Annotated in this window: 14 protein-coding genes; 6 read left to right on the top strand and 8 right to left on the bottom strand. The window is 43.7% G+C overall.

The features are described from left to right. Nucleotides 1-23: 23 nt before the first annotated feature. Genes KW060_RS01045 through KW060_RS01035 form a run of 3 tightly spaced genes read right to left on the bottom strand, consistent with a single transcriptional unit; the run spans nucleotide 24 to nucleotide 3767 of the window. Nucleotides 24-1511 carry an aldehyde dehydrogenase gene (locus KW060_RS01045; protein WP_249036621.1) on the bottom strand — a complete coding sequence of 496 codons (1488 nt, stop codon included), beginning with the start codon at nucleotides 1509-1511 and terminating at the stop codon, nucleotides 24-26. A gap of 19 nt (nucleotides 1512-1530) precedes the next feature. Next, entirely contained in the window at nucleotides 1531-2895 is a 1365-nt protein-coding gene (locus tag KW060_RS01040) for a glutamine synthetase family protein (protein ID WP_249036620.1), read from the bottom strand. Nucleotides 2896-2927: 32 nt separating this feature from the next. Beyond that, nucleotides 2928-3767: a type 1 glutamine amidotransferase gene (locus KW060_RS01035; RefSeq protein WP_249036619.1), complete on the bottom strand. Its 840-nt coding sequence runs from the start codon at nucleotides 3765-3767 to the stop codon at nucleotides 2928-2930. A 243-nt stretch (nucleotides 3768-4010) separates the two neighbouring features. Here KW060_RS01035 and KW060_RS01030 point away from each other — a divergent pair, with 243 nt between their 5' ends. Further along, complete coding sequence (locus KW060_RS01030; protein WP_249036618.1) at nucleotides 4011-4697, top strand: GntR family transcriptional regulator; 687 nt, start codon at nucleotides 4011-4013, stop codon at nucleotides 4695-4697. A gap of 20 nt (nucleotides 4698-4717) precedes the next feature. Here the strand turns inward: KW060_RS01030 and KW060_RS01025 are convergent, their stop codons facing one another. Continuing rightward, on the bottom strand, nucleotides 4718-6616 hold the full coding sequence (locus KW060_RS01025; protein WP_249036617.1) for an NAD(P)/FAD-dependent oxidoreductase: 1899 nt from the start codon (nucleotides 6614-6616) through the stop codon (nucleotides 4718-4720). 92 nt (nucleotides 6617-6708) lie between these two features. On the opposite strand from KW060_RS01025, the gene KW060_RS01020 reads away from it, so the two are divergent. Then, nucleotides 6709-8109: an aspartate aminotransferase family protein gene (locus KW060_RS01020; protein WP_249036616.1), complete on the top strand. Its 1401-nt coding sequence runs from the start codon at nucleotides 6709-6711 to the stop codon at nucleotides 8107-8109. On the opposite strand, the gene KW060_RS01015 is transcribed toward KW060_RS01020, so the two are convergent. From KW060_RS01015 to KW060_RS01000, 4 genes are all read right to left on the bottom strand, one after another. Beyond that, on the bottom strand, nucleotides 8110-9165 hold the full coding sequence (locus tag KW060_RS01015; RefSeq protein WP_249036615.1) for a sodium:solute symporter family transporter: 1056 nt from the start codon (nucleotides 9163-9165) through the stop codon (nucleotides 8110-8112). Then, a complete protein-coding gene (locus KW060_RS01010; RefSeq protein ID WP_249036614.1) occupies nucleotides 9146-9469 on the bottom strand; it encodes a hypothetical protein in 324 nt (107 codons plus the stop codon). Before KW060_RS01010 ends, KW060_RS01015 begins: the two co-directional genes overlap by 20 nt. A gap of 87 nt (nucleotides 9470-9556) precedes the next feature. Continuing rightward, the gene (locus KW060_RS01005) at nucleotides 9557-10348 is read right to left on the bottom strand and encodes a nuclear transport factor 2 family protein (RefSeq protein WP_249036613.1); all 792 of its coding nucleotides are present in this window, start codon (nucleotides 10346-10348) and stop codon (nucleotides 9557-9559) included. Between the two features lie 14 nt (nucleotides 10349-10362). Then, nucleotides 10363-10905 (bottom strand): cupin domain-containing protein, encoded by a 543-nt coding sequence (locus KW060_RS01000; RefSeq protein ID WP_249036612.1) that lies wholly within the window; start codon nucleotides 10903-10905, stop codon nucleotides 10363-10365. A gap of 156 nt (nucleotides 10906-11061) precedes the next feature. Between KW060_RS01000 and aptA the strand changes: the two genes are divergently transcribed. Genes aptA through KW060_RS00980 form a run of 4 tightly spaced genes read left to right on the top strand, consistent with a single transcriptional unit; the run spans nucleotide 11062 to nucleotide 16412 of the window. After that, nucleotides 11062-12390, top strand: a complete 1329-nt coding sequence (gene aptA, locus KW060_RS00995; RefSeq protein ID WP_249036611.1) for an omega-aminotransferase AptA — start codon at nucleotides 11062-11064, stop codon at nucleotides 12388-12390. Nucleotides 12391-12404: 14 nt separating this feature from the next. Next, nucleotides 12405-13904, top strand: coding sequence for a CoA-acylating methylmalonate-semialdehyde dehydrogenase (locus KW060_RS00990; protein WP_249036610.1), 1500 nt, complete (start codon nucleotides 12405-12407; stop codon nucleotides 13902-13904). A gap of 24 nt (nucleotides 13905-13928) precedes the next feature. Beyond that, nucleotides 13929-15161: an aromatic ring-hydroxylating oxygenase subunit alpha gene (locus KW060_RS00985; protein ID WP_249036609.1), complete on the top strand. Its 1233-nt coding sequence runs from the start codon at nucleotides 13929-13931 to the stop codon at nucleotides 15159-15161. A 15-nt stretch (nucleotides 15162-15176) separates the two neighbouring features. Beyond that, on the top strand, nucleotides 15177-16412 hold the full coding sequence (locus KW060_RS00980; RefSeq protein WP_249036608.1) for an MFS transporter: 1236 nt from the start codon (nucleotides 15177-15179) through the stop codon (nucleotides 16410-16412). The last annotated feature ends 9 nt before the right edge of the window (nucleotides 16413-16421 follow it).

Raw genomic sequence — 16421 nt, 5'->3', positions numbered from 1 at the left:
TCTCCTAAACCGATAATCCGCGCTTAAAGCGAAATCCAGGTTGTTTTAAGGTCTGTATATTTTTCAAGCGCATGAATTGATTTATCACGGCCAAATCCTGATTGTTTAAATCCACCAAACGGGATTGTCATATCGCCGCTTGGGTCCCATCCGTTCACCCATACGGTTCCTGCACGCACAGCGCGCGCCATTCTATGTGCGGTTGAAATATCTTTTGTCCACAGTCCCGCAGCAAGGCCGTAAATGGTATCATTGGCAATTTTCACCGCTTCTTCTTCGCCGTTAAATGTCAAAACAGAAAGCACGGGGCCAAAAATTTCTTCCTTCGCGATGGTCATGGATGGCTTAACATCATCAAAGATTGTCGGATCAACAAAGAAGCCATCACGACCTGCACTTCTTGTACCACCAAGCTTACAAGAAGCGCCCTCTTCGTTTGCTTTATCGATATAAGAAAGCACCTTATTCATATGGCCTTCTTCAACAAGCGATCCCATCGTCGTATCAGGGTCAAGTGGGTCACCAACATTATGGCTGCCACTTGCCTTGATAAGTTTTTCCATAAATTCGTCTTTAATGCCTTCTTCAACAAGAAGCCTTGAACCCGCTGTACAGACCTCACCCTGATTAAAGAAAATCGCGCTGGCCGCATCACCTGCTGCACGGTCAAGATCCGGACAATCATTCATCACGATATGCGGTGATTTTCCACCGCATTCAAGCGACACACGTTTCAAATTCGACTGACCGCTATATTCCATGAAAAACTTGCCAACCTGGGTTGAACCGGTAAAGGCAATCATATCAACATCCATATGAAGGCCAATGGCTTTACCCGCCGTTTCACCAAACCCCGGCAGCACATTTAAAACACCATCCGGAATACCCGCCATTGATGCAAGTTCCGCAAGTTTAAGAACAGACAGCGGTGACTGTTCAGCAGGCTTAAGAACGATACTATTACCCGCCGCGAGAGCAGGCCCCAATTTCCAACACGCCATCATCAGTGGGAAATTCCATGGAACCACCACACCGATCACACCTAAAGCCTCACGCGTTACCATCGCAAGTGCCGATGGATCAGTTGGCGCAATTTCATCCATTAATTTATCGGCGGCCTCACCATACCAATGGATACAGCGCGCGCAGCCCGGAATATCAATGCGCGTTGATTCCGTAATAGGCTTACCCATATCCAACGTTTCTAAAAGCGCCAGTTCATCCTGATGCTCTTCAATAAGTTCAGCAAGCCTCATTAAACGCTTGCCACGTTCGGATGGATGCATATTTGACCAACGGCCGTCATCAAACGCTTTTCTGGCTACAGCAACTGCATAATCAACATCGGCCTTATCGCATTCGGCAACATTAATCAGCTTTTCTGCAGTTGCAGGATTAATATTACTAAACGTTTTCCCAGAAATGGAATTTACAAACTTACCGTCGATAAACGCCTGATTTCTGATGGATAGCCATGATGCTTTATCTTTCCAGTCGCTATATGTGTTCATGCTTTAACTTTCTTAATCTCTATACATTGGCAAGCAGATAGCGAATTTCCCACTCGGTTAATTTGCTTTCATTTGCCTGACATTCAAGTTGCTTGACCCCTTTAAAGGTGGTCACAAATTCATCCCCAAGATATTTTCGGATCATCTTCGATTTATCGAAATCATTCAGTGCTTCATAAATATTTGTTGGTAACAATAGTGTTTTAATCTCATATGCTGAATCATCGACGGCTTCGCTCGGTTTCAAACCTTGCTCAATACCAAGATATCCCGCCATCAGTGACGCCGCAAAAACAAGATACGGATTAACGTCCGATCCCGCGATGCGGTTTTCAACACGCCTTGCTGCTCTACTGCTTCCGGCTGGGACGCGCAGGCCTACTGAGCGATTTTCAACACCCCAATGCAAATTGGCAGGTGAACTTAATGCACTGCCAAAACGCAGATAACTGTTTGAATAGGGTGCGAATATCGGCATCAGGTTCGGTACATATTTCTGAATGCCGGCCACATAATTTTCAAAAATTTCCGTGTTATTGCCATCATCATCCGCGAAAATATTTTTACCATCGTCTGCACCCACAACACTTTGATGAATATGCATGGAATTACCATAGTCAGACGGGAAAGGTTTCGCCGCCATCGTCGCGGTTGCACCATGATTATTGGCTGATTGCTTTAAAATTCTTTTGAAATGAAAGGCCTGATCCGCCACATCAAGTGGATCACCATGCTGCATGTTAATTTCAAATTGTCCTGCGCCCGCCTCTTTTTCAATTGTATCAATGGGAACACCCATGATCGCGGAATATTCACGAACATCAGAAAACAGCCCTTCAAATTCATCAAGGCTATCCATGGAAAACATTGCCTTATCCCCAATTGGTTTTCCGGTTTTTCCAGATGCTGTACTTGGGTCATCAAGACTGTCGCCCTGCTGTGCAATAAGGTGAAATTCAAATTCCGGCGCAACAATCGGCTGCCATCCCTTTTCTTTATAAAGATTAAGCACATTTTTAAGGATTTGACGCGGGTCCATTTTTGCATTTTCACCGTCATCATCAATTAAACTACAGATCACGGATGCGGTTTTCTTTTTACGCCATGGCGTCATGCGTAATGTTTCATATTCCGGTATCAGATAAAGATCAGATTCCAGATCATCAAGATATTCATTTAAAGCAAACTGGCCGTCAACGGTCGTAGAAAAAATTGAATCCGGCATTCTTAAATCACGCCCGCCAAGGCTGCCGATAAATTTTTCAACCGGTATTAATTTTCCACGGGCAATCCCCGCAAAATCGCACACCACGATTTCAACCTCCACCACGTCATTATCGCTTAACCACGTTTTAAAGTTATCTATATTGCTCGCCTTTTCCATTTTTCACCTGTTTATTTATTTTTATAAGACGTTCAGTTTAGCGGTTTTTCTATGAAATCCAACCAATTACCGATTTCCTTAAGCCTAAGACACGGGTCAAGTACATCTTCACCAATTTCAAGATTCTCAATAATGTCTTTTCGTGTTTGATCATTGTGAACAGCAAGATAATCCGATGATAACTTTTCGGCCGCTTCATTGCTTTCACAAATGTCTTCGTCCACCATCATTTGTTTATATTTCCTGACGATGTAAGACATATATTCAAGATCAAATTCAGGATGATATTGAACACCCCAGAAAATCGCGTCCCCACGTTTAATTTCAATTGCCTGCACTTCGGACATTTCATTGCCAGCAAGAACCGTTGCCCCTTCTGGAATTTTTTCAACATGATCAAGATGAATGGCATTTGCATCGAAAATACCGCGCTTTCCACCAAACATTGGATGATTTTCACCTTGATGTGTTGGCGCGATATCACGTGCGATACCCACTTCGCGGCCCTTTTCATTTTTCACAACCGTGCCACCCGTTGCCACCACGGCCATTTGTAATCCCCAACAGCTGCCGAAAATCATTGCACCGCTTTCAAAGCACAGTTTCATAAAATCGACCTGCCTTGTAATCGCTGGGTCATCTTCATAAATATTAAGCGACGATCCCGTCCAGACAACACCGGCATAGTTATTCAATCTATCAGCATCAGGTAAGCCCACTGACCCATCAGCAGGATATACGATATCACATGAAATGCCTGGCTTGAGCCATTCCAGCGTTTTATGATACAGCGTACTTTGCGCCATACTGCCAGCGGCGACTGCCTGATCCCTCGCTTCAGCGGTATTTCCTTCAACTATTAATAACTTCAATTTGGTCCTCAATGCTTCAATACATGCAATTTTGTGATCACAAAATTATGTCATTATATAATCCTATATTCAAGTCTTTTCAAACACACATTTTACATTCTGACTAAGTTATTGATTTAACTCGAAAATAAGTTTTACTTAACTGTGTAAATAGAAGAAAACCCTTGCATTTCCTAATGAAATGGGTCATTGAGGTTGTGAATAGGGACAAAATACAACAATACCAATAAATTGGAAAAAAAAGTGGCACTAACAAATACTGTTGATAACCAGCCAAGTGAACGAGAAATCACCCATGAAACCGTTTACAATAGTCTGTACGAAGCAATTATTTCGGGCAAGTTTGGCCCGGGTCGTACGCTTACCATTCGGGGACTAGCGGAAGAACTAAACGTAAGCCCAATGCCGGTACGCGAAGCGATCCGCCGTTTGGTGGCACTTGGGGCGCTTGAAATGCGCAGTACACGGCGCGTTTCCGTAGCCAGTATGACCGATGAAAAATACCGCGAAATTGTGCATACACGCACAATTTTGGAGCCGGAAATTGCGGCCCTGGCAATGGCAAATTGTGATGATAAACTGATTAAAACGTTAGAAAAAATCGATCTGGAAATTTCAGAAGCGATTGATAACGGCGACCCGGATGCCTATAGCGAAAGAAACAGAGAGTTCCATTTCACACTTTATAAAGCAGCCAATAGCCCAATTATGTTAAGACTTATTGAAAGCATCTGGCTACAATTTGGCCCATTTATGCGGGTTGTGGTCGGAAGGCTGGGTACTTCACTGGTCATTGATCAGCACATTTGCGCCATTGATGCCCTTAAAAAGGGCGATGAACAAGCGCTTCGCGAAGCCATCAGACTTGATATTTATGATGGTATGGACCGCATTGGCATGGAATTACTTGGGCATACATCATCCAAATAACCCATTATTGTGATCACAATTTATAAGCTTATTTGCTCATTAACGGCACGAACGGCAGCATCAATTGCGCCGTTCACATACGCATATGCGGATGCATCGGCGTTGGCAATTGAAATGCGTCCAATTCTGGCGCGTCCTGCAATATGGGGCCCGTTATATGGTGTATAGGAAGGATCATCATGAAGATGATTATATTCCCACGAATAACCATGCGGCCACCTGTTTACAGTAATGGCGGCAATATCATGTTCAGCGTCAAAACCGCCCCCCTTAAGCATGCCATCAAAACTTTCATAAACATGCTTTTCAAATTCTGAAAAATCCGTTTGATATACTTTCATCCGGCCCATTTGGCTTTGTTCTTTTTGGTTAAACCCCTGATCTGGTACTGTCGGTACATAGGTTCCATGCACCACAATTGGCCTGTCCGGATTTTCAGAAAAATCATACCCGCCCATTGATACCGGGAAATCCAGATAATAATCCTGCGTCAAATCGCTGTTTGGAATATGAAATCGGCTTGTTTCAAGTTCTGCAAATGCGCGCCAATTTCTGATCACCACATTCGTGTAAACTAGAGGAATCTTGGTGGCATAATTGATGGCCTCCTCTTGTTTTTCTGGCACTTCCGGGCAAATATACGGGATTATATTATTATAACATGCCATCACAACATGCTTTGCCCTTACGCGATATGGGGTATCCTTATTCACATATGTGACATCAACATGTGACTGATCAGCCGTATGCTGCACATTAACAGCGGTACTGCTTAATCTGATGCGGTTATCATTTTCGCCCTGATCCAGTTTGCTATAATCAACACGAGCAAGCACCAGATCTTCCATGGTTGATCCAGGTACTGCATCCGGTATTAATTTTCGCACAAGTGATCTGGCAACACCGGCATTTCCGTCTGGAAAATGAAAAATATAAGGCTCACTTTCCTTTTCATCTGCAAAGATCACTTCATTAACGTCATCATAATGACGCATGCCCGGTTGCCACATGTTAATTGCCTCAAGCGCAGAAAGCGCATCCCATCCAGCACCCCAAAGGCCAATTGCAGAATCGCGGATAATGTCTCTGGCTTCTTTGGGCATATCGCAATGTTTTTCCAGAAAATCCGTATAGCTCATACCACGTAATTTTACGATTTTTTCTCCCGTAGATAGATCAGGCAATCGATCTTTTGCATCAAACACATGTTCTATAAGTGCATCTTGTGCTTCCTCTGAAATGGGAAAATCTCGAATTAAGGCGATACGTTCTTTTTTGTTCATTTTTATCCCGCCGATAAAGCCATTTTCGCCCTGAAAAGGGTCACGAATAACTTTTTTATCATCTTTAAAATAAAGCGCAGAAGAGAGTTTCCATTTCTTATAAAAATCCTGATCATAATACCCATAAAACCTATCTGTTTCGATGGATATATCCTTTAGCAATTGTGCTGCTTCTGGTGAATATTGTCCTGGGTCCTGTATAGTTTGACTGCCGCCATAACCTATGATCAGTACATCATCAACGGTAAATTCATTACGTTTTGCATGACCGCCAAAATCATCATGATTATCAAGGATGAGTATCTTTTTCCCGCCACCTGATTTTTGCTGATAAAGAAACGCGGCAGAAAGACCGGAAATACCACCACCGACAACAATCATGTCATATGTATCATCGGTTTGGTCCTTGGGAATTCCCCAATCCTTTCCTTCCCATGATACGGAATGTGCAACCTCGAAAGAGCCAACATGACTGCCGCGCATACCTGTAAGTGCCGGTGGATAATAATTCGCAGCCGTTCCAGATTGTTTGGCCAATAATTCTGCTGGTGATAACATCATGCCTGCGGCACCTGTTAATGCAACACCCCCCAGGAAGTCACGTCTATTGATATTTGCGAAAGTTTTATTCTTCATTTTCTGCTTATCTTTCTCTCTTTACATCCATTCTACTATATGACATCTTGCTGAAATAGAAAATGTGATCACAAAATATTATAGAGATAAAAATGACAAAATCAATTCCCGGACCAAATGCAAAAGCGATACTTGAACGTGGCATTCCTGTTTTCCATAATGGATTAAGATACGCCGAAGATGTGCAAAAAGCATCCAGACGCGGTTTTAGGCCAGCGGGACAAGTCATGGTCGACCGCGCCAAAGGGGATTACATTTGGGATGTTGATGATAATAAATATATCGATTTTCAAAATGGCTGGGCAACGAACCCTATCGGCAACGCCCACCCTGAAATTATTGAAGCCGTTCACGAAGCCCATAAAAGATACGGTTTTCATTATGATCACCCACTTAGATACGAACTGGCGGAAAAAATAGCGGCCATTACCCCGGAAAAAGCACTCCCCCGTTTTACATTCGAAGTATCCGGTACCGAAGCCGCCGAGTCCGCTTATTACATGGCCATGTGTTACAAAAAAAGACGCCATGTCATTACCTTTTCATCGTCGTTCCATGGCAATAGCCTTGGCACAAAAATATTCAGCGGTTTAAACACCAAAAAATATATGGAAGGCTGGAATGGCGGCGCCATTATCGCGCCATATCCACACAGCGATCATATTCCAGCAAACATGACCGAAGATCAATATTCAGATTACTGTCTTCATTATCTTGAGCATCACATTCCGAAATATATAGCCGACAAAGATAACATCGCTGCCGTAATGGTGGAACCGGGCCTCGCGGAAGGCGGCAACTGGATCCCGACCAAGAACTTCTTAAAAGGCATACGTGATATATGTGACCGCAATGACTGGCTGATGATCGCTGATGAGGTCTTAACGGGCCTTGGCAGAACCACAAAAATGTGGGCCGTTGAACATTATGATGTGGTACCGGATATCCTCGTGATGGGTAAAAACCTTTCCGGCGGGATCGAGGCACTGGCTGGCGTTTCTGCAAAAGATGAAATTCTTGGTAACAATCCTGATTTTTCCGCAAGCTCAACATTCGCAGGCACCCCTGCCGGATGTGCTGCTGCCCTTAAAACGCTGGAAATATATGAACGCGATAATGTACTTGCCCATTCCGTGAAACTAGCGGACATCGCAAAAGATGTTATGGGAAAATGGGAATGCAAATATGAAATCGTCAGACAAGTCCGTCTCAGCGGATTACTTATGGGCGTCAGTTTCCAAAAACCATCTGATAAGCCGGATGATGAACATTGGTGGTACGCCCGCGCCGTCAGAAGCGAAATGCTTCATACAGGTGTATGGGCCATCAGCGACCGTGAAGAAAACATCCGCATGTATCCGGCCCTAAACATGAATATTGATACCTTTAAAGAAGGGCTTGAAATCATGGAAACTGCCATCGCCAAGATTGACCGTGAAGGTCAAAATGTTGGTGACAGCCCGGCTTGGCCAACAGGTGATGCCGGTTTTTAATCAGTGCCTTCTGGTTTTAATGCCACGGGCATACCGCGTTCGCAGAATATATATCGTCAAACAGCCAAGCGGAACATGGATGAACACCCATGAAACCGCCAGGATCGGTTCAACTTGTGTCCAATCCAAACTGCCGTCTGGTAATAATTGTCCCGCACCGCGTTGATATGGAATGACATAATTATAAATCAATAAGAACGGCATAATGAAGCCGAATATGATCTGAATAATTGGCGCAATCATCGTTTTCTTAATCGCCGCCGGATCACAATCTTCTTCTGGTGGGCGGTGCATGCGCATTCGGTATCTGGCTTCTGCGCGTGTAACCGTGGTTCTTGTGCACATGAATAAAGTCACTATCAGACTTACCACAACGCCGATAATGGCCGGGTTCATGTAACTGGGTAACGATATAAACTCAAAATAAACAAGTGCCGCGGGCACCACATTAAACACCAAGCCCGATATCATGCCCCAGAATGCGGCGTCCGCCGTTAATTTCTTACTCCAGACGCTCATGAACCCAACAACACCCCATGATGATGAAAAAACAGTACCGATAAAAATCATCAGCCAGAAAATATTCGCCGGAAAATAAAAACTGGCGATTAAAACCACGATGCCCGTGATCATCATAATTATTCGCGTTTTGCCAAGCGTAAGCGGTTCATCACGCTTAACGATATCGTTAGAAAGGCTGAACCCGATCAATGATAAAAAGGTGGACGCCGATGAAAGCGCCGCCGCCATAATACCCGCAAGCAACAAAGCCCCTAGGAATTCAGGAACCATATTTTTAGCGGCCCAAATGATCACCGTTTCAACGGGTTCAATATTCGGATTTGCCAAGTTTACAAATCCGCCAAGTCCATAAATGGCATACTGCATAAAGATGATAATAATAAGCGCATAAATTGACGCACGTAAAACCACATGTTCATTTTTGGCCATCAGATGACGGCCAGCCTGCCATGGGCCAATGGCATAGGCAACAGACCAGCTAAGCCCGTCAATGAAAACAATCCAGATCAGCAAATCAAACTCGGTTAACCACATTCATGATCCAGTATATGGGGCCGCCCTCTTCTTCCATCCAGTATGTTTCGGCCTCTAACATAAACAGAATAACAAACCACCCAAGTTCGTCCAGTGACGTGGCAAAGGCAGAAGTGATTTGTAAAAAGCTTGATTGATCCGTCAGGGTTGCTTGTGCTGCGCGCAGATCATCAAAAATATAATATCCGAAATTAAGCAGCAAAAGAGCATATACCGTCCATTTCAACTTTTGCTGATGCTGGGCGATAAAGGCCAAAAAAATATCATATATCCCCGCTTGTTCAGCAGGTGATCTCACTGTCAATTTTTATGTTTCCCTATATTTCTACCTATGACTATAGGGATGATAACATTTTTTCGTCTTCTTCGCGGGACCGATTGGAAAATCGGGTTATCGTTTCAAGTGCCTTAAATATTGTGCGGGTGTTTTCGATGTTTGCTTTTTAAAGGCGTTATAAAATCCGGATACAGAGTTAAAACCCGCATCAAAACCAAGCTCAAGAATTGATAGGTTATTGTCCGGCAATGACATTCTCGAAATGGCATGATCAATCCGATGACCATTAAGTAAATCATAAAATGTTTTATCAAGGACATGATTAATGACGAAGGATATTTGATTGCGGGTATATCCCAACCTATCCGCCACCGTCGCCAACGTCAAATCCGGAAGCAGGTATGGGCGTTCCTTTTTAAGATATTCTGTAAGTTCAATTTTAATCTGTTCAACCATTTCTTTGGAAAGACCAAGCTTGGTCATTTTTTCCATGTAACTTTCGGTGCCGGGTGATGGCATCAATAATGACGCCGTGGTTTGATATTCATAAAATTCATGAATACTTATGATCTTGCCATCTTGAAATTTAATCAGTTCCACACCGTTAATTTTCACATTCCGTCCTGTATCGGTTGATAAGAAGCTCTGGGTCCAATGAATGAAAGCGGAATTCCCCTCGATCACGGTCGTTTCATTTAACTTAATTCTTGGATCAGATTGTAATTCAAATGTGTCTTTTAAAAACTGATACAGTTCATCATATTTTATCACCTCGCCCGATGGCAGATCATGATACGACATGGATTTATCATACATGGACATAAGTCCGTCAATATCCGAACTGTCCCAATACCCCATGTAACGGGTCACCAAATTTTTTATGCTTTGTGCATCCTGTTTCATCATTAGAGATTATAAAATTAAAACGGTGGCGTACAAGCACTAATAATTTCACATGGTTCCGGGCTGACGTTTCTGAAACTATGCGGTGTTGTACTGTTGAAGTAATAACCCTCACCGGCATTTAAAACACGTCTTTGATCCCCTACTGTTACTTCTAGCTGCCCGGAAAGAATGAAACCTGCTTCTTCGCCTTCATGAACAAGTGACTTATGACCCGTTGATGCGCCACCCTCATAAAATTCCCTTAGGAACTGAATTTTTCGCCCTGCAGTTGATGGCCCCATTTGTAAAAATTTCACTTTACCGGATCCGACATCAACGAGTTCATCTTCGGCATAAAATATTTTTTGCCGTGGTTGGATTTTCTCTTCAAAAAAATCGGCGATCGAAAGCTCTAGCCCCTCTAATATCTGTTTCAAAAGCCCAACCGAAGGATCGCTATTTCCTTTTTCAATTTGTGAAATTGTTCCGTTACTGACCCCGACTTTCCGTGCTAGTTCCCGCTGTGAAATTCCGGCCGTTTCACGCATTAATCTTAAACGATTCGCAACATTTACCATTGTACACCTGTTCAATTGTTTATTATTTTAAACACATTAAAATATGTACTGATTAATTTCAATAACTTAATCTTATACACAAAACACTTGAAAATATTACCCTAATTTCGCTACATTCTCATTATCTATCAATATTAACAAAGAAGAATTTGTGCTATGAATCACACAGACGCAAAAAATGACCATTTGGGCGCCTATTGGATGCCATTTACGCCAAACCGTGCTTTTAAAGAAGCACCGCGCCTTTATAAAAGCGCAAAAGGGCTTTATTACGAAACAACAGATGGACGTAAAATTCTCGATGCATTTTCCGGCCTTTGGTGTTCAAACCTAGGTCACTGTCATCCCAAAATTACCGAAGCCATTCAAAATCAAGCCGGGGAAATGGATTACTCAACGGCCTTTAACTTTGGTCATGAAAAGGCATTTGAACTTGCCAATGTTATCGCGGATCAATTCCCGGGTGATTTAAATCATGTGTTTTTCACCAATTCCGGATCAGAAGCCGTGGATACCGCCCTTAAAATGGCGCTGGCTTATCACCGCATTAACGGCGAAGGAACACGCACCCGTCTGATCGGCCGCGTTAATGGTTATCATGGTGTTGGTTTTGGTGGCATTTCCGTCGGTGGCATGGTCAATAACCGCAAATTTTTCGGCAGCATGTTAAGTGGCGTTGATCATATTCCGTTTCCATATGATGTGGCTGAAAATGCCTTCACCCGTGGTCAACCAGAAACAGACCCGATGAAATATCTTAAGGAACTGGAACAAATCATCACCCTACATGATGCATCAACCATTGCTGCGGTGATCGTTGAACCAATGGTCGGTTCTGCCGGTATGTTTGTGCCACCAAAAGGATACTTACAGAAACTTCGTGAAATTACAGAAAAACACGGCATTCTGCTTATTTTTGATGAAGTCATTACCGCGTTTGGCCGTCTGGGTGAGGCAAACGCCGCTACTTATTTCGGTGTGACACCTGATATCTGCACGATGGCGAAAGCGATCAATAACGCCGCCGTTCCAATGGGTGGTGTTATCGCAAGTAAGCAAATTTATGATACATTCATCGATGGCACTAAAGCCGGTGTTGAATTTTTCCATGGGTATACATATTCCGCCCATCCGCTTGCGGTCGCGGCAGCCCTTGCGGCACAGGAAATCTTCATCGAAGAAGGCATCTATGAAAATGTTAGAAATAATGCGAAATTCTTCGAAGATTGCATTCATGATTTAAAAGGCAGCCCATTCATCACCGACATTAGGAATATTGGATATGCGGGCGGCCTTACCATTGAACAACGTGATGGCCAAATTGGTGCCCGTTCCTATGATTTCTTCTTAAGGGCATACGATCATGGTATTGGCATCCGGTCAAATGGTGATACAGTAGCCATTGCACCGATCTTGACGAGCAGTCAGTCAGAATTAGAACCAATTTTTGATGCCTTGAAAAAAGCAGCAAACGAAATCGATTAAGAAAAGAGAATAAAATGTATAAAGTAGACCATTATATTGGTGGTAAAACCGTTGCCGCAACAGGTGGCCGCACGGCACCAATTTATGATCCATCCACAGGTGACGTTCAGGGTGAAGTAGGCCTTGCTAGCACGGCTGACGTTGATGCGGCGGTTGCCACTGCGGCTGCAGCTTTTGAAAGCTGGTCAGATACGGGACTGATGAAACGTGTCGCCATCATGTTCAAATTCCGCGAACTGCTTGAACAAAACCGTGATGAGCTTTGTAAACATGTTGTAAAAGAACACGGCAAGGTGTGGGACGATGCAATGGGTGAGCTAACCCGTGGTTTTGAAATTGTTGAAAACGCGTGTGGCATTCCTGAAATGTTAAAGGGCGAATTTTCCCAGCAAGTGGGTGGCGGTATTGATGTTTATAACACCCGTCAGGCCCTTGGTGTTGTATGTTCCATTACCCCGTTCAATTTCCCGGCGATGGTGCCATTATGGACAATTCCACTGGCGATTGCCTGTGGCAATACATTCATTCTTAAACCATCGGAACGTGATCCGTCATGTGCGAACTTGCTTGCGAAATTATTTTCTGAAGCAGGTCTTCCGGATGGCGTGTTTAATGTGGTGCACGGCGATAAAGAAGCCGTTGATCATATCCTTAAGCATGACGGTATCGAAGCCGTAAGCTTTGTTGGATCAACACCAGTTGCGGAATATATTTATCATACCGGTACTGCACACAATAAACGCGTACAGGCACTTGGCGGCGCAAAAAATCACGCAATCATCATGCCGGATGCTGACATTCAACAAGCTGTTGATGCCATGATTGGCGCGGCATTTGGTTCCGCTGGTGAACGCTGCATGGCGTTATCGGTTGCGGTCGCTGTCGGGGACGAAGTTGCCGATGAAATGATCGCTAAGATTAAAGAGCAAGCCGAAAACATTAAAGTTGGCTGTGGTATGGTTTCCGGCAATGAAATGGGCCCGTTGATTACCAAAGAACACTGCGAACGTGTTAAGGGATTAATTTCCGAGGGTGAAAAAGACGGTGCAACAATCGCACTTGATGGCCGTTCTTTTGAAGGACCAGAAGGAAAAGAAGGCGGTTATTTCTGTGGCCCAACCATTATTGACAATGTCACAACGGATATGTCCGTCTATACAGAAGAAATCTTTGGCCCTGTTCTTTCCGTTGTACGTGTAAACAGTTACGAAGAAGCCGTGGAACTTGTGCAGAACCACGAATATGGAAATGGCACCTGTATCTTTACCCGCGACGGCGATATCGCCCGCGAATTTACCCGTAAAATTAAAGTGGGCATGGTTGGTGTTAATGTACCACTTCCGGTTCCGCTTGCTTTCCATAGTTTTGGTGGCTGGAAAAGATCCATTTTCGGTGACCATCATATGTATGGCCCAGAAGGCGTTCGTTTCTGGACCAAAATTAAAACAGTAACAAGCCGCTGGCCAACCAGTATTATGGCAGGAGCAAACCTAAGCTTCCCATCCAGTGATTAATAGTTAAAGGGAAAATATATGAATATGGAGCAATCTTACACCGGAAAAGCAATACCGGATAGAATACGTGCAGACGGCAGTAAATCCGGCTGGTCAATGCCACGTCAATTTTATAAAGATCCATCCATATTCGAACGGGAAAAAGAAGCCATTATTTACAACAGTTGGATTTTTGCGGGGCATGCCTCGCAAATTCCAAATGTTGGTGATTTTTTCCTGTTTAACCTGCTTGATGAAAGCATCATTTTGGTCCGCACCAAAGACGAAAGCATCGCGGCTCATTATAATGTTTGCCCGCACCGTGGTTCCCACGTCTGCCTTGAAAAAAGTGGTAATTCAAAACGTTTTTCCTGTCCTTATCATGCATGGAGCTTTGATCTGGATGGTAAACTATTCGCGGCCCACAGCATGCCCGATGATTTTGATAAAGATAAAATCAGTCTGCATAAATGCGCAATGGAAATTATTGATGATCTTATTTTCGTGAATTTAAGTGATAACCCGCAATCCCTTGATAATGCGAGACGTGATCTTATGCCCGCCATGGAAATCTTTGATTTCAAAAACATGAAAGTGGCCGAACATAGAAATTATCCGATAAACGCCAATTGGAAAATCACGCTTGAAAATTATCAGGAATGTTATCACTGCGCCCCGTCACACCCTGAATATGCAAAAAGCCATACGTTAAAAGTAACCGACAACGACAAATATAATGCGCTGCAGGAACCCATGCTAGAAAAGATGGAAGCCTGTGGCATTAAAGATTACGATGTTTATCATCAATTCTGTGAAAAAGAAGAGGGCCAAGAACAATATAGCTATGGTCGATATGCACTGTTTGACAAATATGTAACCGGCAGCGAAGACGGCAAACCATTGGCACCATTTCTTGGCAGCATTACAGGGTGGGATCATGGTGCCTCTGATTTCGGGATTGGTCCGCTTACCTATATGCTTGCTTATAATGATCATGTGGTTGTTTATGTATTTACGCCCACATCTCATGAAACATCACAGTGCGATCAATATTGGCTGGTACGTGCGGATGCAGAGGAAGGAAAAGATTACGATTTGGACCGCCTGACATGGTTATGGGACGTGACAACACGCGCCGATGAACGCATTATTGTTGATAATCAAAAAGGGGTAAACAGTAAGAAATATGCACCAGGACCGCTTTCCAATATGGAATATCTGGTTGATGATTTAATCACCTGGTATCTGAATGCACTTGAAAAACAAAATACAAAATAGGGTAAATACATATTCATGGATGACGGGAAACCAATAACGCGACCGAAAACAACATTACACCATTCAAAAACCGAATTTGACGGCTGGCAATCAATCACCATCGCACTTTATATGGCCCTTCTTGGCTATGCCGTTGTTGTGGGTATTCCTGTTATCAGTTCCGCATGGGTTAACCTGCTTGGGTTCACTGAAGAACAAGTTGGCCGCGTTGCAGGTGCCGATCTTGGTGGTATGTCGATTGGTTCCTTGCTTGCATCATTACTTTTAAACCGCATTAACCGCCGCATTGTCGTATTCGCGGGCATTGTCATGGCCGTGGTTGCCAATGGCCTTTGTATGGTATTTCTGGAATATGAATATACGCTTTGGTTACGGGGCCTTGCGGGCATTGGTAGTGGCGTATACACATCCGTTGCAATTGCCACGCTGGGCGGCACGGCAAAGCCAGCACGTGCCTTTAATATGATGCTTTTTGCTTTTGCCTTTACACAGGCAGCCGAAATGCAAATATTACCGCAAATGTCAATGAATGGTATTTATACGCTTTTCATTTCATTATATCTCGTCAGTGTTCCTTTCCTTGGTTGGGTGCCAGCCAAGGCCGCCCACCGCGAGGATGAAATCGAACTGGATATCGAAGAAGCTGAAAACAAACATCGATTTGAACAAAAATATATGCCGCACTATGTGCCATGGGTCTGTCTAACCGCGATTTTCTTTACCTATATTAACATTGGTACGTATTGGACATATATTGAACTGGCGACCGTTCGTGCGGGTGTTGATGCCGAATTCATAGGTGATATGCTTGTGCTTGCATCATTCATGAGCCTTTGTGGATGTCTGGTTGCCACGTTAATCAGTGACCGAATGGGCCTCGTTAGACCGTTACTTGTAACACTTTCCTGTGTTGCATTATCCGCGGGTATTATGATTGGCAACCCGGATCAAACCAGTTTCGTCACCAGCGTTTTCGCCTTTAATTTCTTATGGATTTTTGTCGATGTTTATCAAATGGGCACCATGTCCAATTATGACCCGAGCGGCAAGTACGTATCCCTAATCCCGGGCGCACAAGGCGTTGGTCAAATCATCGGCCCAAATATCGCGGCAAGCTTGCTTGGCTATAATATGGGCTACGACGCCGTCTTTATGATGTGTGCCTGTGCAGCCTTAATGGGCATGCTGATCTATGGATGGATTTACGTGAAATTACGCAGATCATTACCGGCGCTTGCCGATGCATCATAAAAAAAAAGG

Origin of the sequence: Pseudemcibacter aquimaris (genome assembly GCF_028869115.1) — a bacterium.
GTDB classification, from domain to species: Bacteria; Pseudomonadota; Alphaproteobacteria; order Sphingomonadales; family Emcibacteraceae; genus Pseudemcibacter; species Pseudemcibacter aquimaris.
The sequence above is the reverse complement of the archived record's forward strand: the minus strand, read 5'-3'. Positions and strand labels throughout refer to the sequence as shown.